We start from the raw sequence: 24,184 nt of genomic DNA, 5'->3' as shown, positions 1-24,184 counted from the left end.
AAGTTTGAGGCCCCTTATGCTTCAAACTTTTTTCTTTTGAGTTAGGAGAAAAAATGCAATTTTACGATGTTGCAAAAATTTTAACTACCCATGGCTTAGCGGGAGAACTTAAAATCGCTTTAATTACCGATTTCCCACAGGAACGTTTTGTTGCGGGCAATAAATTATCCCTAAAAAATGACACTGATAGAACTTTAACAGTTAAAACTGCTAGACCATTTAAGCAATTTTGGCTAGTTCAATTTACCGAAATTAATACAATTGAAGTCGCAAAGCAGTTAATGGGTAAAATATTGGTAGTGAGTGAGCTTAATCAGCATCAACTACCTACGGGTACATATTATTATCGTGATATTTTAGGTTGCCGTGTGCTTGATAATTTAACTGGTAATGATTTAGGGCAAATTACTGGTATTGAAGCTCCTGGTGCTAATGATGTGTGGGAAGTTACTGAAGATTCTGGGAATGAATACCTGCTTCCTTATATTGATGAAGTAGTTAAACAAGTCGATATTACCAATAAAAGAGTTTATGTTGAGTTACTGGAGGGTTTGCGCGATGCAGATTAACGTACTGACTCTTTTTCCAGATATGTTCACGCCCCTACAAACTTCGATGCTTGGTCGCGGACTTGAGGACAATAAGTGGCAATTAAATTTAGTCAATTTTCGTGATTTTACGGCTGATGTTCACCATCATGTTGATGATGCACCATATGGTGGCGGCGCCGGAATGGTCCTACAGATTATGCCAATTAAAAGGGCACTTGATTCCTTAAAAAATAAAGGAAAAGTAATCATTACAGCTCCGCAAGGAAAAATTTTTAATCAACAAGTTGCTCAAAATTGGGCACGTGAAGAAAATTTAACCTTTATTTGTGGTCATTATGAAGGTTTTGATCAACGGGTTTATGATATGGCTGATGAAGTGGTTTCAATCGGTGACTATGTTTTAACTGGTGGGGAACTGCCAACGATGAGTATGATTGATGCAACTATTCGCTTGTTACCTGGTATTTTAGGCAATGCGGCCTCACCGATTGATGAAAGTTTTTCTCATGGATTACTAGAGTACCCACAATATACCAGACCTGAAAATTTTGAAGGCATGAAAGTACCGGCAGTGTTAACTTCTGGTAACCATCAAAAAATTGCTGAATGGCGGCATAAAGAAGCGTTGAAAGTGACTTATCTTAAAAGGCCGGACTTACTTGAAAAATATGTTATGACTACAGCCGAAAAAAAGATGTTAAGTGAAATTAAAGCTGAAATTAACAAAGCTTGATTTGCACTCAAGAATTTGCTAAGATAGTTCAGGTGCTATACAGGCACTAATAATTAGGGGTGTTCCGCTGGCGGAAGTAACGTTAATGAATGCCGAAGAAGGAGAAAAACAATGGATCCATTAATTCAAGAATTAACTAAAGAGCAATTACGTGATGATATTCCTGATTTTCGTGCAGGGGACACTATCCGTGTTCATGTACGTGTTGTTGAAGGTAGTCATGAACGTATTCAGATGTTTGAAGGCGTTGTAATTAAGCGTAAAGGCGCTGGTATTGCAGCTGCTTACACTGTTCGTAAGATTGCTTCTGGTGTTGGTGTTGAACGTACCTTCCCAGTTAATGATCCACGTGTAGCTAAAGTTGAAGTATTGCGTCATGGTCGTGTACGTCGTGCTAAGCTTTACTACTTACGTGAACGTCATGGTAAGTCTGCAAGAATTGCTGAGAAGCGTCGTTAATCAAATAAAAAATAGAACTGTCTTTAGTTAAAGACAGCTCTATTTTTTTATGTTAAAATATTGCAAATATTATTTTAGCTAGAAGGTTTTAAAGTGCGACAGCCATTTTTATTAGATTTTGACGCAAATCAATATGTTGTAATTAATCTAACCCATGAAGCTAAAAAACTTTTATTACCAAAAAGGAAATTGAGCAATTTTTGCTGTAACATGAACATTAGTTAAAAGGATTTTTTAGAGAAACTGCTCAAAAGGTAGAACAATTTAGAGAACTTGGTGCGGCTTGCGTTGAAATGGAATGTGCAGCCATGGCTGCGTGTGCACAATTTCGCCGAGTTGATTTTGCGCAGATCTTATTTACGGCAGATTCATTAAGTAATATTGAATGTCACAATGATAGGGGCTGGAGGCTGGATGCTCATGAAACTGTTCTCACCTTAGCGGCTAAGATAATTGCTGAATTTTAAGCAAAGCTTGTGAAAAATATGGTTGTGAAACCTATATGAAACATTGGCGTATTTCACAAAATAAAATAAATAAGTTGATATTAAAGCATTTATCAAAAAAATAACGCCAAAACTTTGTGAATCGAATAAATCTAATAGATGTGGAAAATTGGCATTACTTTTTGTTAGACTTTTTTATAAAAAAACTACAAATATCAATTTAATTGCAGTTAGATATTTGTAGTTAAAAGTTATTGATTAGGCTTTTTAGCCAATTTAGAAAATGTTATTGCGATAAAGTCCAACCACTTTACCTAATATTTGTACTTTATCTAAAATAATTGGTGCCATATTGTCATTTTCAGGTTGAAGACGATAATGATCTTTTTCTTTATAAAAGCGTTTAACGGTTGCTTCATTTTCATCGGTCATAGCAACTACTATTTCACCATTAATTGCTGAACTTTGCTTGCGAACAATAACATTGTCACCGTTTAAAATGCCAGCATTAATCATACTTTCACCATGAATTTTTAGCATAAATAGGTTATCTGAATCATTAGCTAAATCTGGCGGAAGAGGAAAATAATCTTCGATATCTTCAACTGCTAAAATTGGTTCACCAGCGGTTACCACACCAACTATTGGAATTTCAGTAGCTTTAATGCCCAAAACTTTTTTACCTTGAGCGGTTACTTCTAAGGCACGTGGTTTAGTAGCATCTTTAAGCAGGAGTCCCTTTCGTTCAAGTCGTGTTAAGTGACCATGAACAGTTGAAGTAGATGATAGTCCTACTTCATGGCAAATTTCGCGCACAGTAGGCGGGAAGCCACGCTTTTGGACAGTATCATAGATATATTGGAGAATTTGCAGTTGTTTAGGATTTTGCTTGGTAGTCATAAATACGCTCCTATAGTAATGACAATTATCTTAAATTAAGTTTATTTTAGCAGATATTAGGGTTATGTGCAAACAAACGTTCTAAAAGCTTAGACTTTTTTTATAGTTAAAAATAAGGTAGACTTTTTTATTGAGAGGTGCAAAGAATGACAAAAGACAAAGAAAAAAAGATGGTTGACCGAATCAATGAACTTTATCATAAGAAAAAGGCTGAAGGTTTAACTGCTGAGGAAGAAAAAGAACGAGAAAAATTACACCAAGAATTTATCAAAAACTTTCGGGCTAGTTTTAAGCAAGATGTCGAAAATTTGGTAATACTTGATAAAGATGGTAAAGAAGTTACTTCTGAAAAAGCTAAAGCGATTCAACGGAAAAAAGGTTTAAGAAAAAATTAACTTTAGCCTTTAATTTTAAATGATTTTTAGGTAAGATATATTTATTGGACAAATTGAGGTGACTGTTTTATGAATTTAGGGTTAGAAATTTTTTTAATTATTATTGCACTACTAATTGGTCTTGTAGGAGGCTTCTATGGTGCAAGAACTTATATGAAGAAATATTTTAAAGATAATCCACCAATCAGTGAAGATATGATTGTTGCCATGATGTCACAAATGGGACAGAAACCTTCGGCTAAGAAGGTCAACCAAGTAATGAACATGATGAAACATCAAAAATAAATAATTTTACTAGATTGAAAAAGACGGGGTTTATCTCCGTCTTTTTGTATAAATAAAGTTAGGTGAATAATGAGTATATTTTATAAATTAAGTTGGTTCTTTAAACAGGAGAAAAAAAGGTACCTCATCGGTATCACATTTTTAATATTAACGTCTTTTGTCAATTTAGTCCCACCACGTATTTTAGGCTTAATGGCTGATCAATTAAATCGAGGGCATATTTCTTGGAGTGAATATACCTTACTGATTTTGACAATTGTTATTGCTGCTTTATTATTGTATAGTTTTCGCTATTTTTGGCGAAAGCAGATCTGGGGCGGTGCTGCAGAACTCGAGTTACAATTACGGTCAAAGCTATTTCGTCATTTTATGGAAATGGATCGGACTTTTTATCAAAGACATCGAACTGGTGATTTGATGGCTCATGCTACTAATGATGTTTCGGCAGTGCAAGAAGTGGCAGGTGAGGGGGTACTGACCCTAGTTGATTCTTTGGTCATGGGCTTATCTACCATGGCCGCTATGGTGACTTTTGTAAACTGGCGTTTGACAATAGTTGCTTTATTACCCTTACCATTTTTAGCTGTAGGGGCTTGGAAGTTAGGTGATAAACTACACGATTCGTTTGATAAATCTCAAGCAGCTTTTTCCCGTTTAAATAATAAGACGCAAGAATCAGTTTCTGGAATAAAAGTAATAAAAACTTTCGGTCAAGGAAAAGCTGATGCGGCAGCATTTAATGCTATGGTTGCTGATACAATTCAAATTAATAAACAAGTATTTAAGTGGGATTCAATGTTTGATCCCTTAAGTACCTTACTGATTGGCTTAACTTATGCTATAACTATCATTTATGGTGGGCTAATGGTGGTTAATCATTCATTATCAGTTGGTCAGCTAGTTTCCTTTATTGCTTATATTGGCAATATGGTTTGGCCCATGTTTGCAATTGGCTACCTTTTTAATATTTTAGAACGTGGCAGTGCTAGTTATGATCGGATTGAAAAATTACTAGCTGAAAAGCCTGAGATTACAGATGATAAGGCTGATCCAAATTTATCTGCGACTGATATTACTGGCGATTTAGTATATCATATTAATTCTTTTGCCTATCCTGATGAACCTAATCTCCCCGTACTACATCATATTAATTTCACTTTAAAAATCGGGCAAACATTAGGTTTAGTCGGTAAAGTTGGAGCTGGTAAAACTTCAATCATTCAACTGCTTTTACGGGAATTTGATAAGTACGATGGTCAAATTACATTGAATGGTTTAGATATTCGGCAAATTCCGTTAGAACTGTTATTAAAACAAATTTCTTACGTTCCACAGAATAATTATTTGTTTTCAACTAATATTCAAAATAATATTTCTTTTGCAAAAACGAACACACAAAAAGCAGAAATTATTTTGGCTGCAAAAAAGAGTGATTTACATGAAGATATTATGCAAATGCCAAGAGATTATCAAACTATGGTAGGGGAAAATGGTATTTCGCTTTCTGGAGGACAAAAGCAGCGAATGTCAATTGCACGTGCTTTGGTTAAAAAAAGTCAAATATTAATTTTGGATGATGCTTTATCGGCCGTTGATGCCAGAACTGAGATGGCAATTTTAAAGTCTTTAAATCAAGAACGCAAAGACAAGACAACAGTGATTGCAACTCATCGCTTAACTTCAGTAATGCATGCTAACCTGATTTTAGTATTAAAAGATGGTCAAATTGTTGAGCGTGGAACTCATGACCAGTTATTAGCTGCTCATGGTTGGTATGCAGATATGTGGCAAAAACAAGAATTAGAAGAAAAGGTTGGTGAATAGTGTGGACGAACAAGAGACGAATCAATCTGTTTGGGCTCAAGAAATTCCGGTTAAAGAACAGTTAAAAATATTAAAACGATTACTTGGTTTTGTTTGGCGTTTTAAAAATGAAATTATTGTTGCTGGGATTGGTGCATTCTTAGTTAGTGCAATTAATATGCTGTTACCCTATGGATTACAGTTCTTTCTGGATAACTATCTAGTAAAAGCAGATGTTACAACACAGGTGATCATTTTTGCTGGTATATTATACGCTTTAGGCTCTATCGTTAAGGCAATATTGCAGTTTACTTATGAATATTTTTTTGCTTTAGGGTCAGAAAAATCATTAGAAGCTTTACGAACAGATCTTTATCAAAAATTGCATACTTTAGGAATGCGTTATTTTGATCAAACTCCTGCAGGCTCCATTGTGTCACGCGTAACCAATGATACAATGACTTTGAGCAATTTTCTGACAGTTTTAGCTAGTGTGGTTCTTTCATTTTTTTCAATTGTTTCTGCTTTAATCGCCATGTTTTCGACGAATACATTAGCTGGTTTTATTGTCCTTGCTTTTCTACCAATTTTATTATTGATTATTTGGCAGTATTCAAAAAGAAGTTCCAAGCTGTATCGTAATTATCGGGAACGCTTAAGCAGGATTAATACAAATTTAAATGAATCAATTGAAGGTGTTTCTCTTATTCAACAGTTCAAACAGGAAGAGAGAATGAGCCATCATTTTGAACAAGAAAATTCTAATTTGATGAGAACTAGGTTCAGTATGATTACTCTTAATTCAATCTTACTTTCACCATTGACTAGTTTATTATATTCACTAGCCTTGGCATTGACGTTAATGTATTTTGGCTTTCCATTGCGGGAAACTTTTGTTCCAGCGGGAGTCGTTTATGCATTTTCGCAATATATTTCACAGTTTTTCAATCCAATAGCAACTTTAATGGATCAAATGACCTTTTTTCAGGATGGAATAGTTGCTGGTAAACGAATTTTCAAAATTTTAGATAATACTAATTATGAACCTGTGCAAAATGAACAATCAGGACTGACTATTAGGCAGGGGAAAATTGAATTTAAACATGTTAGTTTTTCTTATGATGGTCAAAATGAAATTTTACATGATATTTCCTTCACGGTTAATCCCGGAGAAACTTTAGGAATTGTTGGGCATACTGGATCAGGAAAAAGTTCAATTATTAATGTAATGATGCGTTTTTATGAATTTTATCAAGGTGAAATTTTAATAGATGGTGTAGATATTAGAAGGTATCCTAAAGCCGAACTTCGCCAGAAACTTGGACTTGTTTTACAAGAGCCTTTCATGTTTTATGGTGACATAAGTTCAAATATTAGATTATATAATGATAAAATTACAGACGACCAAATAAGAAAGGCGGCTAAGACCGTACAAGCAGATGATTTTATTAAAAAACTAAGTGGAGAATATCATGCAGAAGTTGGTGAAGGCGGTAGTGAATTTAGTCAAGGGCAGAGACAACTAATATCTTTTGCTAGGACTTTAGTTACAGATCCCAAAATTCTGGTCTTGGATGAAGCAACGGCAAATGTTGATACTGAAACTGAAACTTTGATTCAGAAGGGATTGAAAAGCTTACGCCAGGGACGTACTACTTTAGCAATTGCTCATAGATTGTCTACAATTGTTGATGCTAATCAAATAATTGTACTTGACGACGGCAAAATTGTTGAACGTGGTACTCATGATAAATTAATTAATCAACATGGTTACTATTATAATCTGTATACATTACAAAATAGACATAAGCAAAACTAAATAATTGTTTCGAAATCAAAAAGGCACTGATAATTTATCAGTGCCTTTTTGATTTATTATTTTTAGGAGTGCAAACTGAATCACGTATTTGTAATTGTGGCTGATGCACAATTGAGGAAAATTTTTTACCTTTAATTAATGTTAGTATTCCCTTACCAGCTTCTTTTCCGACAAGAGTTCTTTGATAATTCATAGTGGTTAAACTGGGAGACAAATAAGTTGCAGAATCAAAATTATCAAAACCAACAACAGATATATCTTGCGGAATCTTGATATTTTTGTTTTTTAACTTATCAATGACTAAGACAGCAAGTTCGTCGTTATAACAGGCAATTGCTGTTGGCACTTGCTTACTTTTAAGATAAACATCAATTTTTTGACTAATAATTGAAAAGGAATCGTGGGAGTTATACATAATTAGATTACTATTAGTTAAATTGATATTACTAGATTGGTATGCTGCAATAAAACCTTGCATGCGTTCAACTCCTTGGCAATCATCAATTTGAAATATTCCAAGGATGTTTTTGTGTCCCTGTTTAAGTAAATAAGTAATTAACTCTTTTTCCGATGCTCGATCAGAATTAGTAATGGCAGGAAAATCGAATTCAGCATATTTAGCATTAATAAATAATAATGGGATTTTACTTTTAGCAATTCGTCTATAAATATCTGAATTTGGGCAAGGTTTGGCACTCTCACTTGGTTCAACTATTAATCCAGCTACTTGGGAATCGAGCATTTTTATTAAATTAAATCGTTCTTTATCTGGATAATTATGAGTATTAGCTAGTAGCAAAGAATAACCAGCAGGCTCAATTACAGCATCAATTTGCGAGATGATTTTGGGAAAAATGTAATCTGCTATATGGGTGCAAATTAGCCCAATTATTTTACTTTTTGGATTAGCTTGCCATTTTTTGTTCCAATCTTGGATATACATTCCGCTACCTTGAACTTTATAAATTAAATGTTCGTTTTGTAGTTCAATTAAAGCCTTCCGTACTGAATAACGCGTGGATTGAAATCGTTGCATTAATTCATTTTCAGTTGGTAATTTTTGATTGGTTTTGAAGCTCCCTAAAGTTATTTCATTCCTGAGGGTTTCCGTAATAGCGATATAATCACTTTTCAAACTAATTCTCCTGAAATTTATTCGAATAAATATTTGATAATAATAGATAATCTTTATTTTTTAACTAAGATAATATCATGAATAAATAAAAATCGCAAAATTGTCCACCTAAAAATACTGATATATAAGTAAAAAATAAGTTAATTGACATACTAGGGTAAACAATGAATTATTTCTAATATTTTAGAAAAAAACATATAAAAAATTTTCCAAAGTAAAAATTAAGTAATATCAATAATTATAACCTATACAATAGTTAAAAATTATGCGAATGAATTTTTAAGGGTATTGAATACGATTAATAAAAAATATATTATGAAAGTGCTTTCTAGAAGGCGATAGATTTTTGAAAAATTTAAATAAAGGGAGGTATTTTTAGTGACAAAGGACAGAAAGAAAATTCCTAGTAGTTTTATTTATTTTTTTGGTTCATTTGGCGGAATTTTGTTTGGTTATGACATTGGTGTCATGACTGGTGCCTTACCATTTCTTCAAAAAGACTGGAACCTAACTAATGCATCTATTGTTGGCTGGATCACATCAGCGGTAATGTTTGGGGCAATTTTTGGTGGTGCAGCTGCTGGACAATTATCTGATCGATTTGGTCGTCGTAAAATGATTTTAGTTTCAGCAATTGTTTTTGCAGTTTTTTCATTACTTTCGATGGTAGCTCCTACTAATGGAGCCTTATATTTAATTATTATACGTATTTTGCTGGGGTTAGCAGTAGGTGCAGCTTCTGCATTAGTGCCAGCATATATGTCGGAAATGGCACCAGCGAATGCTCGGGGGAGTCTCTCAGGTTTAAACCAAACAATGATTGTTTCGGGTATGCTTTTATCATATATCATGGATTATGTATTGAAAGGTTTGCCGCAAGCATGGGGATGGAGGATTATGCTAGGATTAGCAGCTGTTCCAGCAATTATATTATTTTGTGGTGTACTTCGGTTACCAGAATCGCCTCGTTTTTTAATTAAAAATAATGATGAAGAGCAAGCAAGGCAAGTTCTTTCATGTATACGTAAAAGTGACCAAGATGTAACTAATGAAATTAATGAAATTAATCTAGCTTCACAAAAGGAAAATACTGCAGCTGAGAAAACCACTTGGGGCTCACTTTTTAGTGGTAAATATCGGTACTTGGTAATTGCGGGGGTAGGCGTAGCAGCCTTTCAGCAGTTTCAAGGCGCAAATGCAATTTTTTACTATATTCCTTTAATAGTTCAAAAAGCAACAGGAAGTGCTGCAAGTTCAGCTTTAATGTGGCCAATTGTACAAGGAATAATTCTTGTAATTGGGTCGCTAATCTATATTGCAATTGCAGAAAAATGTAAGCGACGAACTTTATTAATGCTTGGTGGCACAATTATGGGATTTTCATTTCTGCTACCATCAGTAATTAATAGTGTAGCTTCACATACTAATCCAATAATGATTGTAATTTTTTTATGTATCTATGTTGCATTTTATTCATTTACATGGGCCCCATTGACTTGGGTTTTGGTTGGCGAAATTTTTCCATTGGCAATTCGTGGTCGCGCATCTGGCTTAGCATCTTCTCTTAATTGGATTGGTTCATGGGCTGTGGGCTTACTTTTTCCAATGATGACGGCTTCTATGTCACAAGAAATGGTTTTTGGAATTTTTGGAATTATTTGTATTTTAGGTGTGTTATTTGTTCGATTCTTTGTTCCAGAAACAAAAGGATATACCTTGGAACAAATTGAAGCAATTGGTATGAATCATGCCAAAAATAATTAAGAGGTGAAATAGAAGTGAATATTGCTAAAATAGCACAACTAATTGAAAGTGGCCAAACAACGTTAGGGGTTGAATTTGGCTCAACTCAGATTAAAGCTGTGTTAATTACACCAGACTTTCAGCCAATCGCTTCTGGTAGTTTTTTATGGGAAAACAGTTTACAAGATGGCATATGGACATATTCGCAAACAGAAATTTTAACGGGGCTAAAGCAAAGTTATGCACAATTAGCTGCTAATGTAAGTAGTAAATATCATGTTCCGATTAAAAAGCTTGCTTCAATTGGAATTAGTGCCATGATGCATGGCTATTTACCATTTGATCAAGCAGGTAAGTTATTAGTTCCGTTTAGAACATGGCGGAATACAATCACAAGCGATGCTGCTACTGAACTAACTGACTTATTTGATTTTAATATTCCTTTACGTTGGAGTATTGCACATTTATATCATGCAATTTTACATGATGAAGAACATGTTAAGCAGATTGCATATTTAACAACATTAGCTGGTTATGTCCATTGGCAGTTATCAGGTGAAAAAAATATTGGTGTAGGCGATGCTTCTGGAATGTTTCCAATTGATGCAGCTGGACAATTTGATCAAAGTTGCTTAAAAAAATTTAATACTTTGAAAAAAGTTAAAAAATACCCATGGAAAATTGAAGAAATTCTACCACATGTTTTAAAAGCTGGTGAGATTGCTGGACATTTGAGTGATGAAGGTGCTCACCTGCTTGATCCAACAGGGACTTTGCAGCCTGGTAGCGTCATGGCACCACCAGAAGGTGATGCTGGAACTGGGATGATTAGTACCAATAGTGTTCGCTTACGAACGGGTAATATATCAGTTGGAACATCAGAATTTTCAATGGTTGTTTTGGAAAAGTCACTGAAAAAAGTACACCGTGATATTGATATTGTGACTACACCAACTGGCGCACCTGTTGCTATGGTCCATATTAATAATTGCTCATCTGATATTAATGCTTGGGCACAGGTCTTTAGTGAATTTGCGGCTCGATTGGGTAAAAATATCACTGCAGACCAGCTATATAGTAAGTTGTTTTTAGATACTACCAAAGCTGATGCTGATGCTGGTGGTCTTGTAAATTACAGTTATCTTTCAGGTGAACCAATTACGCAAACGCAAGAGGGCAGACCGCTCTTGCTTAGAACGCCAAGTAGTAATTTTACTCTAGCAAATTTGATGTTGGCTCAACTGTATTCAGCATTTGCTCCACTTAGAATTGGCATGGATATTCTTACTAAGGAAGAAGGAATCACGACTGATGTGATGATTGCTCAAGGTGGTCTTTTTAAAACACCAGTTGTGGGGCAACAAGTCTTATCTAATATGTTGAATTTACCAATTTCGATTATGACTAATGCTAGTGCTGGTGGTCCTTGGGGTATGGCAGTTTTAGCTCAATATGTGTTATCTGGTGCACAGGAATCGCTTGCAGATTATTTGGATACAAAAGTATTTGTTAAATCTGAAATTATGACATTGAGCCCAGAGACTGAAGGTGCAGAGGGTGCTGAAAAATATCTTGCACGTTTTCGAAAGGCATTGCCTTTGGAAAATCAAGCAACTGTCTTAAAAGATGAGGAATGAGTAATGCTAGAAAAATTAAAACAAGAAGTTTATGAAGCAAATATGCAGTTACCCCAATTGAGTTTGGTAACCTTTACCTGGGGTAATGTTTCTGGAATTGACCGCCAGCAAGGCTTATATGTGATTAAACCGTCAGGTGTTAGTTATGAAGAATTAACGCCAGCGGACTTAGTAGTCGTCAATCTTAAGGGTGAAGTAGTTGAAGGTCAGTTAAACCCTTCTTCCGATACTCCTACCCACACCTATTTGTACAACCATTTTCCTAAGATTGGCGGAATTGTCCATACTCATTCACCTTGGGCGGTGGCCTTTGCGGCAGCTAAGATGGACATACCAGCTTTGAATACAACGCATGCCGATACCTTTTATACCGATATACCAGCAGCGGCTGCCTTAACTGAAGCCGAAATTACAGCCGACTATGAAGGCAATACGGGCAAGACCATTGTGCAGACCTTTGCAGAACGCCACTTAGATTATGAAGCAACGCCCGGGAGTCTAGTAAGCCAACATGGGCCATTTTGTTGGGGGAAAACGGCCGCCCAGGCAGTCTATAACGCTAAGGTTTTAGAGGTAGTGGCAGAAGAAGACTACCACACTCTTATGTTAACTAGAGCAGATAGTCATGTGCCCCAGTATTTATTAGATAAGCATTACTATCGAAAGCATGGTCAAGGAGCATATTACGGGCAAAATAATGCCCAGTCGCAGACCCATGCGAAAAGAAAATAAAAATTAAGAAGTAGTTATTAAAATTAAGGAGATTTTTTAAAATGTTAGAAGTACCTAAATATGAATTTTGGTTTGCAGCTGGAAGTCAACACTTGTATGGTGAAGAAACATTAAAAGAAGTAGCTGAAAATTCAAAGAAAATTGTTGCAGGTTTAAATGAAAAAGGTAATCTTCCATATAAAATAGTCTTTAAAGCTGTTTTAACTACAGCTGACGAAGTTACTAAGTTTATGAAAGAAGCTAATTATCAGGATAATGTTGCTGGTGTAATTACTTGGATGCATACTTTTTCACCTGCAAAGAACTGGATTCGGGGCACAAAATTATTGCAAAAACCGTTATTACATTTTGCAACACAATATTTAGACTATATTCCTTACGACACTATCGATTTTGATTATATGAACTTAAATCAAAGTGCCCATGGTGATCGGGAATATGGCTATATTAATGCCCGTTTGCAAAAGCACAATAAAATAATTTATGGTTATTGGCAAGACCCTAAAGTGATGAAGCAAATTGCTGATTGGGAAGATGTAGCAGTAGCATATGACGAATCATTCAAACTAAAGGTTTGTCGCTTTGGGGATACAATGCGTGATGTTGGGGTTACTGAAGGAGACAAAGTTCAAGCTCAAATTCAATTGGGCTGGACTGTTGACTATTATGGTGTCGGTGACTTAGTTGCTGAGATGGACAAAGTGAAAGAATCAGAAATTGATGAGCAATTTGCTGAATTAAAAAATGAGTATACTTTAGTTCCTGGCGATATGGCTGAAGCTGAATATGAAAAAACGGTTCGCTATCAGTTGAAGCAATACATTGCTTTAAAACGGTTCTTAGAACGGGGTGGTTATACTGCATTTACTAGTAACTTTGAAGATCTTCATGGTTTAGAGCAATTGGAAGGATTGTCAGCTCAGCTGTTAATGCGTGATGGTTATGGCTTTGCTGGTGAAGGTGATTGGAAAACAGCCGCTTTACTTAGAACATTTAAGATTATGACCCATAATCAAAAGACGGCCTTCATGGAAGACTATACACTTGATTTACGTGAGGGCCATAAAGCAATTCTGGGTTCACATATGTTAGAAGTAGATCCTTCTATTGCTTCAGAAAAACCACGTGTTGAAGTTCATCCGCTAGATATTGGTGGAAAAGCCGACCCAGCCCGTTTAGTATTTTCAGGTTCAGAAGGTGACGCAATTGATGTTACTCTGGCAGATTTTAGAAATAACTTTAAGTTAGTTACTTATGAAGTTGATGCGCATAAAGCTGAAAAAGAAACGCCACATTTACCAGTTGCTAAACAAATGTGGACACCAAAAGTCGGCTTAGAAAAGGGATCTAAGCAGTGGATTCAAGCAGGTGGTGGACACCATACAGTCTTTTCATTTGCGGCAACTGAAGAGCAAGTTAGTGATCTGGCTACAATGTATGGTATTGATTTATGTAGCATAAAGTAAGGACAATTATTAAAAATAAATACACTATTTCAATGTTTTTTGGAGTAGTGTATTTTGCTAGTAAGGAAGAAAAATGGAAATTATTACACAAAAATTTGAAAAATATCAAGCTCAAGAAATTAAAAAAGTTACTCTAAAAAACGATTGCGGTGTGGCAATTTCGTGTTTATCAATGGGGGCAACTTGGTATGAATTTTTAGTACCAGACAAAGATGGAAATAAGCACAATTTGATAATGAATTTTGCACACTGTGCTGACTATTATTCAAATGGCTTGTGTTGCTGTCAATCAATTGGACGGGTCGCTGGGCGAATAAAAAAAGGACATTTTAAGTTAAATCAGCAAGAGGTTCAATTGCTACCTAATGAGAATGGCAATACTTTACATGGTGGTAATCATGGCTTCCGTTTTTTGAATTGGAAGATAACTACCCAAAAAGAGCATAATAGTGTTAGCGTGATTTTTAGCAATAAAATCAGCGAAAAGATTGATGGGTTTCCTGGGGATCTTAATGTAGAGATTAAATATACACTAAATAATCAAAATCAAGTAATGATTTTGTATACGGCTAAAGGTGGTTCGAAATCGACATTATTCAACCCAACTTGCCATGCGTATTTTAACTTGAGTGACCAGCCTAATTTAGCTTCACATAAATTAAAAATTAATAGTACACAATATTTAGAATTAGATACGGAATTAATCCCAACAGAAAATATGCTTGCGGTTGAAAATACTCCCTATGATTTTCGCGACTTTCAAAATCTTGAATCTGCCATAAGTAAGAATAATGGCTTTGACGATGCCTTTGTCATTGATGGAGCAAGCACTAATTTACGACCAGTTGCAGTTTTAAGTGAACAGACAAGTGGTCGAGCAATAACAATATCTAGCGATAGTAATTGCTTAGTTGTGTATACTATGTCGCAAAATCAACCGGGGGTTAAGTTTATACGTGATGGAGGTAAATTTGCTCAACCTAGTGAAGCAGTGGCATTAGAGGCACAAACATTGCCTGACGCAATTAATAATGACGATTTTGGTAATATTGTTTTGCCAGCAAATACAACAAAAAGTCATGAAATAGTATTTACCTTTACGCAAAAATAAGATTGGCTATTTTAATTTATTTCTTTATTATTGACACCGCTTACATAAAAAGATAAATTTACTAGGTAAGTTAATTTGTAAATTTAGAAATGAAAAGGAATATACCATGAAGTACCATGAAATTACTAAAGCTGATTGCGCTAATTTATCTAGATTTATCTCAGAAGCAGATCGATTTATTACTAATCCAACGCAGCACTGGGATCATGATCAATTCAAAACAATTACGGCTATGCCTGATTTAGTTATTCAGCCAGTAAATAATGAAGAAGTAATAAACGTTGTTAAATATGCTAATGATAATAATATTCCTATTGTAGCTAGGGGAAACTCCACTGGCTTAATGGGAGCCAACTTAACTGTTAAGGGTGGCATATCTTTAGATATGGTTAAAATGAATCGGGTTCTAGAATATGATCCGAAAGGATTGACTATGACAGTTCAAGCTGGTATTAGACTAAAAGATATTGAAGAATACCTTGCAGATAAGCCATTTACTTACATGCCAGCGCCAGCGATGCATTGGGCAACACTCGGAGGTAATGTATCGACAAATGCTGGGGGACTTAAAGCAATTAAGTATGGTGTTACTAGGGAACATATTCGGGAGTTAAAAGTTGTTTTAACTAATGGTCAGCTATATAAATTTGGTTCAAAAGCAGTAAAGTCTTCATCGGGTTATTCATTAAAAGACTTAATTATTGGTGCTGAAGGCACGTTGGGTGTTATAACTGAAATTACGATGAGACTTTATCCTAAACCACGTAAGTCGATTAATGCCATCATTCCATATCCTACATTAAATGATGCAATCAAGTCTGTTCCGGCAATTTTAGCATCAGGCGTCGTGCCGACAACAGTTGAATTCATGGGGCGGAAAGTAATAGAATTATGGGAGGAATATTCTAATGAGCAATTTCCAATTTCAAATGGAGATGGCTTCCTTATTATCGGTCTAGATTCATTTACTGATGAAGAATGGCAAGCTCAATTAAAGCAAACACTAACAGTAGTAAAAGACTTTAAGGCTGAGGATGCAATAATTTTAGCAGCTGATTCAAAAGAAGCTCAAAAAATTTGGCAATGTAGGGAACAGCTTTTGCTTGCAATCCAAAAATCGACTCCCAAAATGGATGAAATTGATATTTGTGTGCCAATTAATCATATTCCAGATGTTTTAAAACGAATTGCCGAATTGGAAAGTGAATTAAAAATTCGTATCCCTAATTTTGGTCACGCAGGTGATGGCAACTTACATATTTATCTTTGTTCAGATAACTTAACCGATAATGAATATAAAAAAATAAACGCTAAAGTTATTTCTGAACTTTATAAAACTGCTAAATCTTATGATGGTAATATGTCCGGCGAACATGGTATTGGCTTTGCCCGTGCTAATAACTATGAAGACTTTTATGGTAAAGAATATACTGACTTATTACGACAAATTAAAAATTTATTTGATCCGAAAAACGTTTTAAATCCAGCTAAGATTTTTAATCTTTGAAAGGAACAAAAAAGGTATGGTTAAGCCATACCCTTTTTAAATAAATGTTATTTAATCATGTATCTCCTAGTCATCGGTAGATTTTCACCTGATGGTCCTTTGGTTAGTAGATACTGGACTACATCAATATTGCCAGATTCAAAAGAGGCTGCACAGGCTTGCAAGTATAAATCCCACATTCTAGTAAACCGCTCACCCATTTTCTTTTGAATAAGATCACGTTGTTTATTAAAATTTTCATCCCACATCTCTAATGTTCGTTGGTAGTGACGGCGAAGCATTTCTAAGTCATCAATTTGTAAGCCACTAGCCACAATATGATTGATATTTTCGCCTAAACCTGGAACGTAGCCACCAGGAAAGATATATTTGTTAATCCAAGCATTTTTTGCCCCACCTTGTTGACGGGTAATACCATGAATTAAGGCAATGCCGTCTTTTTTTAGATATTTAGCGACATCGTTAAAATATTGACCTAAGTTTTCTTGCCCAACATGTTCAAACATACCTACGGAGGTAATATAGTCCCATTCTTGGTTACCTAATTCGCGATAATCTTCTAGTTTAACTTCAGCCATGTCTTGCATATTTTGATCATAAATTTTCTTTTGTACGAATTTATATTGCTCTTCGCTTAACGTTACTCCCGTAACCTTCAGACCATATTTTTTAGCAGCGGTCAGCATTAAGGTTCCCCAGCCGCAGCCAATGTCAAGTAGCGTTTTACCTTTTTGGGGATGTAACTTTTCAAGAATATGATTGATTTTAGCTATTTGGGCTTTTTCTAAATCATCCTTATTGTCTTCATCAAAATATGCACAAGAATAAGTAAGGGTAGGATCTAACCATAATTTATAAAAGTCATTCCCAATATCATAATGGCTTTGAACATCTTTTTCACTTTGAGCTTCCGTATGCTTTTCATGTGGTAAAAATTTACGAAATTTACTTGAGCGCATAAAACTACCAGCACTTTCATAAGCTCCCCAAATCAAGTGTTGGATATTACCTTTGATTTCAATTTTTTTATTCATATAAGCTTCACCCAAAGCCAGTGAAGCATTATTAGTAATAGAAGACACAGGAATTTTTTCATTAAAAATAATTTCAATATTTGGCGTGCCATTTCCATAAATTTCACTTTTTCCGTCCCAATAAGTTACTTTTACAGGGAAGGGAAAAGACTTGCTCAACATTGTTCGATAAAATGTTTTTTCTAACAATTTTCGAATACCTCCATTCCGTTGTCACTATTTTTATTCTAACACTAAAAAAAGAGATCGAATTCATTATGAACTCGATCTCTTTTAGTTTATCTTAAACTAGCTGTATCCCCAACTAATACTACATAAGGCTTTTTATTAACAAAAGTAGTGGCTACTCCAATACCAATAGCAGGATTTAAGAGATCACTTTCTAAGGTTTTTTTATGTCCCCAATTTGAAGCAGCATCATGATATATAAATACATTAAAGAGACCTTCGGCAATTTCGTCAGGATTAATAATATTGCCATAATCATCTTTTACAATTACTTCGCTCCTAATTTGATTTTTATTTGTAAAAGCTGTCGAATATCCTTGCCCGTTAGGTCTAGTATGTGATATGTCACGGTTTGTATTTAGTAGATCAATACATTCATTTGCTCGAAGTTGAGCGCCATCAGAAAGCCAATTTATAGTAGTAAAAGATTGTTTTCCTTGTGCGTTACGCCAATTATTAACATATTTTAAAAAACTACTCTTTATTTCTTCCATTTGAGATTGAGTCATTAATTTTGTTTTTTCAACATAAACACCCTTAGAAACTTCATCATAATTAGATAAATCATCATCTATTTTAGATGAGGGTTCCTTCTTGTTACTTTTTTCTGCGTCACTAGATGGTGATGACTGTGACTGATTACCCAAGTCTTCATTTATCTTTTTAAATTTTGCTTTTTTTGTATTGGCCAATTTGATATAGTGATTCTTACTTAGTTTAATGAATTTTTCACCAACAATCATTTTAGTGCCGTGAGCAATGTACTTATGTCCTTTTTTAAGAACTGTCGAACCATTACGCATACCATCATAAGTATAAACATAAGCATTATGTGTAAGTTTGACTTTCCAAGAAGCGGCATTCACATCAGTAGAAGTTTTTGCCAAACCACCGAATCCTAGAGCAATAATAGCTCCTAGAGTAATCAATTTTTTTCTTTTTAACATAAATTTACCTCCGTGAATACTTTATATTATTTTTCTTTACATAATAAATATATCAAATTTGAAATCCTATTTCAGGAAAATTACTGTGAATTTTACTTTCTATGTAAGATTTTTTCTCTTTCTGATTAAATGTAACGAATTTTAATGATTTTTGTTACTCTAACATTAAAGATTTTAGTAGCGAGAGGAAATTAGTATGGTAGAAAAAAATTTGATAGATATGATTGGTGAAATGCCTAGTGATGTAGATAAAAACACCAATTTAATAACAGAAAAAAATACAAAAGTTACTAATAATATTAGAGAAGAAAAAAATGTAACAACTAAAATCCACGATACCAAGCCTGTAGAGCGTAAACGTCATTATGTACATAGTACAAATACAGTTTCAAATTTTATTGATACTGCGGAAAAGATACCTGAATATATGCAGGAATTAGTTGCTCAGCGTAAACGTAATATGAATCCACATTTACGATATTCGCGCAGCCAATTGTAAACATGCCATTACTTTTTAAACCTAAGTCAAGCGCTACTTGATAGACAGACTCATGTTTAACTATGCCCTGACTAAGGGCTTGCTCCTTGAAATCACTTGTATAAGTGGCATAAGGCTGATTTAAAATGGCCAGACCGTGACGTTCAATTAAAGCTAGCAAGTAATCAATATTAGTGCTAACCCGATAACGCTGATTTAATTCAGTAGCACTAATTTGATAATCATGCCAAAGATAAAAGATTTTAATTTTATCTTGTTAGATAATTTAGACATAAAAATATGACCCCCGAAATCGTCTTAATTTCAGGGGTCATATCAATTCATTATGAACTCGATCTCTTTTATTTTGGTTGATAATGAAAGGCTGGATTTTGTTCGTAATCTAACTTTTCCCAAGCAGTTTGTAATTGGTTATCTAAAATTTTTTCATTTTCATGAGTTAATTTAATTTTACGATCAATTTGAATAGGATCACCAAAGCAAATTTCAAGTGGTTGCCGCTTCAATACTCCTGTAAAGGTCAATGGTCCTTGATAAACGACGGGAACAATTGGTTTACCGGACAATTTGGCGATTGCAATGGTGCCACCTTTTAGTTCGGAAGAATGGCGTGTACCAGATGGAAAAATAATTAATGAATAATTTTTTTCTTTTAATCCCTTAATAGGTGTTTTGATTGCAGAGGGACCGGGATTTTGTCGATCTACTGCAAAAGCGTGAGCATGCTTAAGGATGAAGCGCAATGGTGGGAATTTAAATAGTTCAATTTTGGCCATGAACATAAATTCTGCAGGGCTTGCAGCTAAAGCAAATAAAATTGGTTCCCACCATGTTCGATGGGGTGCAGCTAAAATATAGTTTCCTTCAGGAATGCGATTTTTATGGTTAACGTGTAAGTGACCGTTAATTACCCAAACAATAAACCGGGCAACGGCGCGAATAAAATGATAAAACATAATTTCCTCCATTTGATGTAAAATATTATAACAAAGCTTTTGAAGAGGATAAAATTTTATGGTAAATTTGGAAAAAAATGAGCGCATAGATTATATGTATAGTGACAATTTAAAGATTATTCAGGACAAAAGTTCCTTTAGTTTTTCACTTGATACGTTATTATTAGCTGCAATGGCAAAAGAATCAATTCGTGATCGATCTAAGGTGGCTGATCTTTGTGCTGGTAATTGTGCAGCAACAATGTATATGGCATATTTTAATCGAGCTAAATACGATGCAGTAGAAATTCAACCTGAAATTGTTTCTCAAGCTAGACGTTCAATTGAGTTGAATCATATGGAAAACCGCATAACCGTTTATCAAAAAAATGTTAAAGATGTAGCTGTTTTCTTACCTAAAGATTCTTATGATCTGGTGGTGGTTAATCCACCTTATTTTAAAGTTGTCGAAAATCATAAAATTAATCCTGAGCGACAGAAGGCAATTGCTCGCCATGAGATATTAATTAATTTAGAAGAAATAATTTCTTCTGCTAGCAGTTTGCTTAAAATGAAGGGCAAATTATTTATGGTGCATCGCCCAGAGCGCTTAAATGAAATTGCTTATTTTTGTATGAAACACGACCTTAGTATAAAAGTGGTTCAGCCATATGTTTCTCACCGCGGTGAAAATAGTAACTTGATTGTTATTGAAGCGGTTAAACATACAGGGACAGATGGGTTGATTTTAAAAGATGCAATTGAGGTACATGATGAACAGGGAAATTATTTGCCTGCAATCCAGTATATTATTCATGAGCCAAATCCCAATTCAGAGGATAAGCGAGCACAAAAAACATATTACTTTTATGTTCTATTATGTAATGACAATAGTTTTTATGGCGGTTTTACTGATGATTTACAAAAACGCTTAACAGCACATAATGATGGTAAGGGTGCTAAATATACCAAGGCACGTCGACCAGTCAAGCTGATTTACCACGAAAAGTTTGCTGATAAAAAGTTGGCTCTTAAACGTGAATACTGGTTTAAACACCACTCCAGACAATGGAAGGAAGATTTTTTAAGGGAACACCGTGTTGACTTTTAGTCTTGCATCTTTAATAAAAATTTAGTATCATTCTCTAGTGTGCTATAAGTACATGGATAAAACATCAAGGGCGATTAACGTTTTGGTGCCAGACATTGGTGAATCGTTAAAATGACCGCTTGAGAGGAACAAAACCATAGGAGGAATTTATTATGTCAGTAGTTTCAATGAAACAATTACTTGAAGCTGGTGTTCACTTTGGACACCAAACTAGAAGATGGGATCCTAAGATGGCTCCATACATCTTCACGCAGAGAAATGGCATCTACATCATTGATTTGCAAAAGACAATCAAGATGCTAGATGATGCGCATGACTTTATTAGAGCTGTTGCTCAAAATAATGGTGTTATTTTATTTGTTGGTACTAAGAAGCAAGCGCAAGATTCAATTGCTGAAGAAGCCACTCGTGCTGGTCAATATTATGTTAACCAACGTTGGCTAGGTGGTACTTTAACTAACTGGAAGACAATCCAAAGCCGAGTACAAAGACTTAAAGACTTAAAGAAGATGTCAGAAGATGGTACTTTTGACAGATTACCAAAGAAGGAAGCTTCACTTCTTACTAAAGAAATGGATAAATTAGAGAGATTCTTAGGTGGTATTGAAGATATGCCAAGAATTCCTGATGTATTATTTGTAGTTGATCCTAAGAAGGAAAAGATTGCAGTTCATGAAGCTAATATTTTAGGTATTCCGGTTGTTGCTATGGTTGATACTAATACTGATCCGGATCCAGTTGATGTTGTTATCCCTTCAAATGATGATGCTATCCGTGCTATCCGTCTAATTTCAGGCGCAATGGCTGATGCTGTTATTGAAGGTAAGCAAGGTCAAGATGATAATGAAGAAAAAGTTGAAACTGAATTGACTGAGAGTAGCGAAGAAGTTACTGAAACTGAAGAAGTTTCAGATGAAAATTAGTTTTTATTTGGAAGGAAACTTTAATGGCTAACATTACTGCTAAACAAGTTAAAGAGTTACGTGATCGTACTGGTGCCGGTATGATGGACTCCAAGAAGGCTTTAGTTGAAGCTAACGGAGATGTGGAAAAGGCAATTGATATCTTAAGAGAAAATGGTGTTGCTAAAGCTGCTAAAAAGAGTGGTCGTATCGCAGCTGAAGGTCTAGCTGAATTTGCATTTGAAGGCAACGATGCTGTTTTAGTTGAGATTAACTCCGAAACTGATTTTGTTTCATCAAACGATAAGTTTATTAAATTAGTTGATGACGTTACTAAGGCAATTTTAAGTGCTAAACCAGCAAATGTCGAAGAAGCATTGAAGGCACCTATGGGTGACTCAACTATTGGTGATGAGATTACTAACTTAACGGCTGTCATTGGTGAAAAGATCACTTTAAGAAGATTTGACTTGATTTCTAAGAATGATGATGAAGTCTTTGGCGCATACAAGCATAACGGTGGTGCAATTGTTGCTGTTGTTACTTTAAAGGGTGATAACGAAGAAGCAGCTAAGAATATTGCAATGCACGTAGCAGCAATAAATCCTGAATATTTGAATAAAGAATCAGTGCCAAAGGCTGACTTTGATCGTCAAAAAGAAGTCTTTACTAAGGAAACTGAAAATGAAGGCAAGCCTGCTAACATTATTCCTAAGATTGTTGAAGGTCGGGTTAATAAGTACTTAAGTGAAATTTGCTTGGTTGATCAACCTTACGTTAAGGATGGCGATATGACAGTTGCTGAGTACGCTAAATCAGTAGGCTGTGAAGTAGCTGCATTTACTCGCTACGAAGTGGGCGAAGGTATTGAAAAGAAACAAGAAGATTTTGCGGCTGAAGTACAAGAACAAATGAAGTAAGTCGGATATAAATAAAAAGGGGATGTCTCTAAAAGAGACCCCCTTTTTTATTTATTACAATTATTGGTTAATTTGAACTAATTATCTAATGCTTTTCCATTAGTTTTGATTATGTTTTTTTATCCATTTAAACGATTTTTTTGGAATTCTTTTTAAACTACCATTTCCTAAGTCATCCATATCTACATATACAAAGCCATATCTTTTTTTCATTTCTCCGGTTGAAAGTGAAATCAAATCAATTGGAGCCCACATGGTATAGCCAATACATGAACTTTGTTAATATTAATTGCATCAGCCATTGCTGAAAGATGTTTCTGTAAGTAGTCAATTCGATAATTATCTTCTACATAATTATTTTCGTCTGGCTGATCAATAGCTCCTAAGCCATTTTCTACAATAAAGATTGGTTTTTGAATTCGATCATAAATCATGTTCATTGTATAGCGTAAGCCAAGAGGATCGAGTCCCCATAACCATTTGGTTACTTTTAAATATGGATTAGGTAAATACACCGATATTAAACCAAGAATCACCGGTTTTTGAAATGGTCGAACGGTAATAGCTAAAGGTAATAAAATCCAATTGACTATTTTTAAGTGTAGTTATATCTTCAGCTTCCATTTTAATCTTGTTTAGACCACTAATTCCATAAGGAAGTCTCATAATTCAAAATTCTTACCGGGAGGGTAAAAAGTGTTGGCGTTCCAACTAATTTGGTTGCAGCGCCATATGCGACTACAATTGGCATGAAGTAAATAGGGGCATCTCCGATAGCAGAAAGTAGCATATAACTAGAGGTTTTAACAAAATTTGAATTAACAAATGTAGTAATTAAGATCAAAACTACTTTGATCATTCCTCCTGCGATCATTGGAGTAATGCT

The 24,184-nt window shown here is 34.8% G+C and carries 23 protein-coding genes and 2 pseudogenes; 18 read left to right on the top strand and 7 right to left on the bottom strand.

Annotation, left to right across the window (positions count from 1 at the left end):
* Nucleotides 1-53 precede the first annotated feature (53 nt).
* The 4 genes and pseudogenes from rimM to F5ESL0233_RS04720 form a co-directional block, all read left to right on the top strand.
* Nucleotides 54-569 (top strand): ribosome maturation factor RimM, encoded by a 516-nt coding sequence (rimM, locus tag F5ESL0233_RS04735; protein ID WP_122058996.1) that lies wholly within the window; start codon nt 54-56, stop codon nt 567-569.
* The gene (gene trmD / locus F5ESL0233_RS04730) at nt 559-1,284 is read left to right on the top strand and encodes a tRNA (guanosine(37)-N1)-methyltransferase TrmD (protein ID WP_118896262.1); all 726 of its coding nucleotides are present in this window, start codon (nt 559-561) and stop codon (nt 1,282-1,284) included. The genes rimM and trmD overlap by 11 nt, the downstream gene beginning before the upstream one ends.
* Nucleotides 1,285-1,395: 111 nt before the next feature.
* On the top strand, nt 1,396-1,743 hold the full coding sequence (gene rplS, locus F5ESL0233_RS04725) for a 50S ribosomal protein L19 (RefSeq protein WP_090092706.1): 348 nt from the start codon (nt 1,396-1,398) through the stop codon (nt 1,741-1,743).
* A 227-nt stretch (nt 1,744-1,970) separates the two neighbouring features.
* Nucleotides 1,971-2,210, top strand: a pseudogene (locus tag F5ESL0233_RS04720) (phosphorylase); the annotation flags it as partial.
* A gap of 255 nt (nt 2,211-2,465) precedes the next feature.
* On the opposite strand, the gene lexA reads toward F5ESL0233_RS04720, so the two are convergent.
* Complete coding sequence (gene lexA, locus F5ESL0233_RS04715) at nt 2,466-3,089, bottom strand: transcriptional repressor LexA (protein WP_090092703.1); 624 nt, start codon at nt 3,087-3,089, stop codon at nt 2,466-2,468.
* A 146-nt stretch (nt 3,090-3,235) separates the two neighbouring features.
* On the opposite strand from lexA, the gene F5ESL0233_RS04710 reads away from it, so the two are divergent.
* The 4 genes from F5ESL0233_RS04710 to F5ESL0233_RS04695 all read left to right on the top strand — a co-directional run bounded on the left by F5ESL0233_RS04710 (nt 3,236) and on the right by F5ESL0233_RS04695 (nt 7,391).
* Entirely contained in the window at nt 3,236-3,484 is a 249-nt protein-coding gene (locus F5ESL0233_RS04710; protein ID WP_090092702.1) for a DUF896 domain-containing protein, read from the top strand.
* Nucleotides 3,485-3,553: 69 nt separating this feature from the next.
* Complete coding sequence (locus F5ESL0233_RS04705; RefSeq protein WP_090092700.1) at nt 3,554-3,769, top strand: YneF family protein; 216 nt, start codon at nt 3,554-3,556, stop codon at nt 3,767-3,769.
* Between the two features lie 69 nt (nt 3,770-3,838).
* The gene (locus tag F5ESL0233_RS04700; protein WP_122058995.1) at nt 3,839-5,593 is read left to right on the top strand and encodes an ABC transporter ATP-binding protein; all 1,755 of its coding nucleotides are present in this window, start codon (nt 3,839-3,841) and stop codon (nt 5,591-5,593) included.
* 1 nt (nt 5,594) lies between these two features.
* The gene (locus F5ESL0233_RS04695) at nt 5,595-7,391 is read left to right on the top strand and encodes an ABC transporter ATP-binding protein (RefSeq protein WP_122059256.1); all 1,797 of its coding nucleotides are present in this window, start codon (nt 5,595-5,597) and stop codon (nt 7,389-7,391) included.
* 37 nt (nt 7,392-7,428) lie between these two features.
* On the opposite strand, the gene F5ESL0233_RS04690 is transcribed toward F5ESL0233_RS04695, so the two are convergent.
* Nucleotides 7,429-8,526, bottom strand: a complete 1,098-nt coding sequence (locus tag F5ESL0233_RS04690; RefSeq protein ID WP_122058993.1) for a GntR family transcriptional regulator — start codon at nt 8,524-8,526, stop codon at nt 7,429-7,431.
* 378 nt (nt 8,527-8,904) lie between these two features.
* On the opposite strand from F5ESL0233_RS04690, the gene F5ESL0233_RS04685 reads away from it, so the two are divergent.
* From F5ESL0233_RS04685 to F5ESL0233_RS04660, 6 genes are all read left to right on the top strand, one after another.
* On the top strand, nt 8,905-10,290 hold the full coding sequence (locus F5ESL0233_RS04685; protein WP_122058992.1) for a sugar porter family MFS transporter: 1,386 nt from the start codon (nt 8,905-8,907) through the stop codon (nt 10,288-10,290).
* A 14-nt stretch (nt 10,291-10,304) separates the two neighbouring features.
* Nucleotides 10,305-11,906 (top strand): xylulokinase, encoded by a 1,602-nt coding sequence (locus F5ESL0233_RS04680; protein ID WP_122058990.1) that lies wholly within the window; start codon nt 10,305-10,307, stop codon nt 11,904-11,906.
* A gap of 3 nt (nt 11,907-11,909) precedes the next feature.
* Nucleotides 11,910-12,638 carry an L-ribulose-5-phosphate 4-epimerase gene (locus tag F5ESL0233_RS04675; protein WP_122058989.1) on the top strand — a complete coding sequence of 243 codons (729 nt, stop codon included), beginning with the start codon at nt 11,910-11,912 and terminating at the stop codon, nt 12,636-12,638.
* Between the two features lie 41 nt (nt 12,639-12,679).
* Nucleotides 12,680-14,104, top strand: coding sequence for an L-arabinose isomerase (araA, locus tag F5ESL0233_RS04670; RefSeq protein WP_090092218.1), 1,425 nt, complete (start codon nt 12,680-12,682; stop codon nt 14,102-14,104).
* A gap of 73 nt (nt 14,105-14,177) precedes the next feature.
* Nucleotides 14,178-15,215: an aldose epimerase family protein gene (locus F5ESL0233_RS04665; RefSeq protein WP_122058987.1), complete on the top strand. Its 1,038-nt coding sequence runs from the start codon at nt 14,178-14,180 to the stop codon at nt 15,213-15,215.
* 106 nt (nt 15,216-15,321) lie between these two features.
* The gene (locus F5ESL0233_RS04660; RefSeq protein WP_122058986.1) at nt 15,322-16,722 is read left to right on the top strand and encodes an FAD-binding oxidoreductase; all 1,401 of its coding nucleotides are present in this window, start codon (nt 15,322-15,324) and stop codon (nt 16,720-16,722) included.
* Between the two features lie 47 nt (nt 16,723-16,769).
* Here F5ESL0233_RS04660 and F5ESL0233_RS04655 read toward each other — a convergent pair whose 3' ends face one another.
* Both F5ESL0233_RS04655 and F5ESL0233_RS04650 read right to left on the bottom strand, forming a co-directional pair.
* A complete protein-coding gene (locus F5ESL0233_RS04655) occupies nt 16,770-17,945 on the bottom strand; it encodes a cyclopropane-fatty-acyl-phospholipid synthase family protein (RefSeq protein ID WP_122058984.1) in 1,176 nt (391 codons plus the stop codon).
* 89 nt (nt 17,946-18,034) lie between these two features.
* A complete protein-coding gene (locus F5ESL0233_RS04650; protein WP_122058982.1) occupies nt 18,035-18,931 on the bottom strand; it encodes an SLAP domain-containing protein in 897 nt (298 codons plus the stop codon).
* A gap of 196 nt (nt 18,932-19,127) precedes the next feature.
* On the opposite strand from F5ESL0233_RS04650, the gene F5ESL0233_RS04645 reads away from it, so the two are divergent.
* Nucleotides 19,128-19,430, top strand: coding sequence for a hypothetical protein (locus tag F5ESL0233_RS04645; RefSeq protein WP_122058980.1), 303 nt, complete (start codon nt 19,128-19,130; stop codon nt 19,428-19,430).
* A gap of 341 nt (nt 19,431-19,771) precedes the next feature.
* Here F5ESL0233_RS04645 and F5ESL0233_RS04640 read toward each other — a convergent pair whose 3' ends face one another.
* Nucleotides 19,772-20,386: a 1-acyl-sn-glycerol-3-phosphate acyltransferase gene (locus tag F5ESL0233_RS04640; RefSeq protein ID WP_122058979.1), complete on the bottom strand. Its 615-nt coding sequence runs from the start codon at nt 20,384-20,386 to the stop codon at nt 19,772-19,774.
* Nucleotides 20,387-20,444: 58 nt separating this feature from the next.
* Here F5ESL0233_RS04640 and F5ESL0233_RS04635 point away from each other — a divergent pair, with 58 nt between their 5' ends.
* The 3 genes from F5ESL0233_RS04635 to tsf all read left to right on the top strand — a co-directional run bounded on the left by F5ESL0233_RS04635 (nt 20,445) and on the right by tsf (nt 23,298).
* Complete coding sequence (locus F5ESL0233_RS04635; protein ID WP_090092210.1) at nt 20,445-21,476, top strand: GIY-YIG nuclease family protein; 1,032 nt, start codon at nt 20,445-20,447, stop codon at nt 21,474-21,476.
* 152 nt (nt 21,477-21,628) lie between these two features.
* The gene (gene rpsB, locus F5ESL0233_RS04630) at nt 21,629-22,399 is read left to right on the top strand and encodes a 30S ribosomal protein S2 (protein WP_165777865.1); all 771 of its coding nucleotides are present in this window, start codon (nt 21,629-21,631) and stop codon (nt 22,397-22,399) included.
* Nucleotides 22,400-22,422: 23 nt separating this feature from the next.
* Entirely contained in the window at nt 22,423-23,298 is an 876-nt protein-coding gene (gene tsf, locus F5ESL0233_RS04625) for a translation elongation factor Ts (RefSeq protein ID WP_118897009.1), read from the top strand.
* Nucleotides 23,299-23,375: 77 nt separating this feature from the next.
* On the opposite strand, the pseudogene F5ESL0233_RS04620 reads toward tsf, so the two are convergent.
* Nucleotides 23,376-23,892: pseudogene (locus tag F5ESL0233_RS04620) on the bottom strand (family 1 glycosylhydrolase); the annotation flags it as partial.
* Between the two features lie 49 nt (nt 23,893-23,941).
* On the bottom strand, nt 23,942-24,157 hold the full coding sequence (locus F5ESL0233_RS04615; protein WP_122058977.1) for a hypothetical protein: 216 nt from the start codon (nt 24,155-24,157) through the stop codon (nt 23,942-23,944).
* Between the last annotated feature and the right edge of the window lie 27 nt (nt 24,158-24,184).

The organism is Lactobacillus sp. ESL0233, assembly GCF_003692995.1.
Taxonomy (GTDB): Bacteria; Bacillota; Bacilli; order Lactobacillales; family Lactobacillaceae; genus Lactobacillus; species Lactobacillus bombicola.
Note: the sequence above shows the minus strand (reverse complement) of the source record. Positions and strands in the feature narration are given on the sequence as shown.

Excerpts from the sequence above, each read along its gene's own strand:
- rimM (WP_122058996.1), top strand. The coding sequence starts at position 54 with ATGCAATTTTACGATGTTGCAAAAATTTTAACTACCCATGGCTTAGCG.
- trmD (WP_118896262.1), top strand. The coding sequence starts at position 559 with ATGCAGATTAACGTACTGACTCTTTTTCCAGATATGTTCACGCCCCTA.
- rplS (WP_090092706.1), top strand. The coding sequence starts at position 1,396 with ATGGATCCATTAATTCAAGAATTAACTAAAGAGCAATTACGTGATGAT.
- lexA (WP_090092703.1), bottom strand. The coding sequence starts at position 3,089 with ATGACTACCAAGCAAAATCCTAAACAACTGCAAATTCTCCAATATATC.
- F5ESL0233_RS04710 (WP_090092702.1), top strand. The coding sequence starts at position 3,236 with ATGACAAAAGACAAAGAAAAAAAGATGGTTGACCGAATCAATGAACTT.
- F5ESL0233_RS04705 (WP_090092700.1), top strand. The coding sequence starts at position 3,554 with ATGAATTTAGGGTTAGAAATTTTTTTAATTATTATTGCACTACTAATT.
- F5ESL0233_RS04700 (WP_122058995.1), top strand. The coding sequence starts at position 3,839 with ATGAGTATATTTTATAAATTAAGTTGGTTCTTTAAACAGGAGAAAAAA.
- F5ESL0233_RS04675 (WP_122058989.1), top strand. The coding sequence starts at position 11,910 with ATGCTAGAAAAATTAAAACAAGAAGTTTATGAAGCAAATATGCAGTTA.
- araA (WP_090092218.1), top strand. The coding sequence starts at position 12,680 with ATGTTAGAAGTACCTAAATATGAATTTTGGTTTGCAGCTGGAAGTCAA.
- F5ESL0233_RS04665 (WP_122058987.1), top strand. The coding sequence starts at position 14,178 with ATGGAAATTATTACACAAAAATTTGAAAAATATCAAGCTCAAGAAATT.
- F5ESL0233_RS04660 (WP_122058986.1), top strand. The coding sequence starts at position 15,322 with ATGAAGTACCATGAAATTACTAAAGCTGATTGCGCTAATTTATCTAGA.
- F5ESL0233_RS04650 (WP_122058982.1), bottom strand. The coding sequence starts at position 18,931 with ATGTTAAAAAGAAAAAAATTGATTACTCTAGGAGCTATTATTGCTCTA.
- F5ESL0233_RS04645 (WP_122058980.1), top strand. The coding sequence starts at position 19,128 with ATGGTAGAAAAAAATTTGATAGATATGATTGGTGAAATGCCTAGTGAT.
- F5ESL0233_RS04640 (WP_122058979.1), bottom strand. The coding sequence starts at position 20,386 with ATGTTTTATCATTTTATTCGCGCCGTTGCCCGGTTTATTGTTTGGGTA.
- F5ESL0233_RS04635 (WP_090092210.1), top strand. The coding sequence starts at position 20,445 with ATGGTAAATTTGGAAAAAAATGAGCGCATAGATTATATGTATAGTGAC.
- rpsB (WP_165777865.1), top strand. The coding sequence starts at position 21,629 with ATGTCAGTAGTTTCAATGAAACAATTACTTGAAGCTGGTGTTCACTTT.
- tsf (WP_118897009.1), top strand. The coding sequence starts at position 22,423 with ATGGCTAACATTACTGCTAAACAAGTTAAAGAGTTACGTGATCGTACT.
- F5ESL0233_RS04615 (WP_122058977.1), bottom strand. The coding sequence starts at position 24,157 with ATGATCAAAGTAGTTTTGATCTTAATTACTACATTTGTTAATTCAAAT.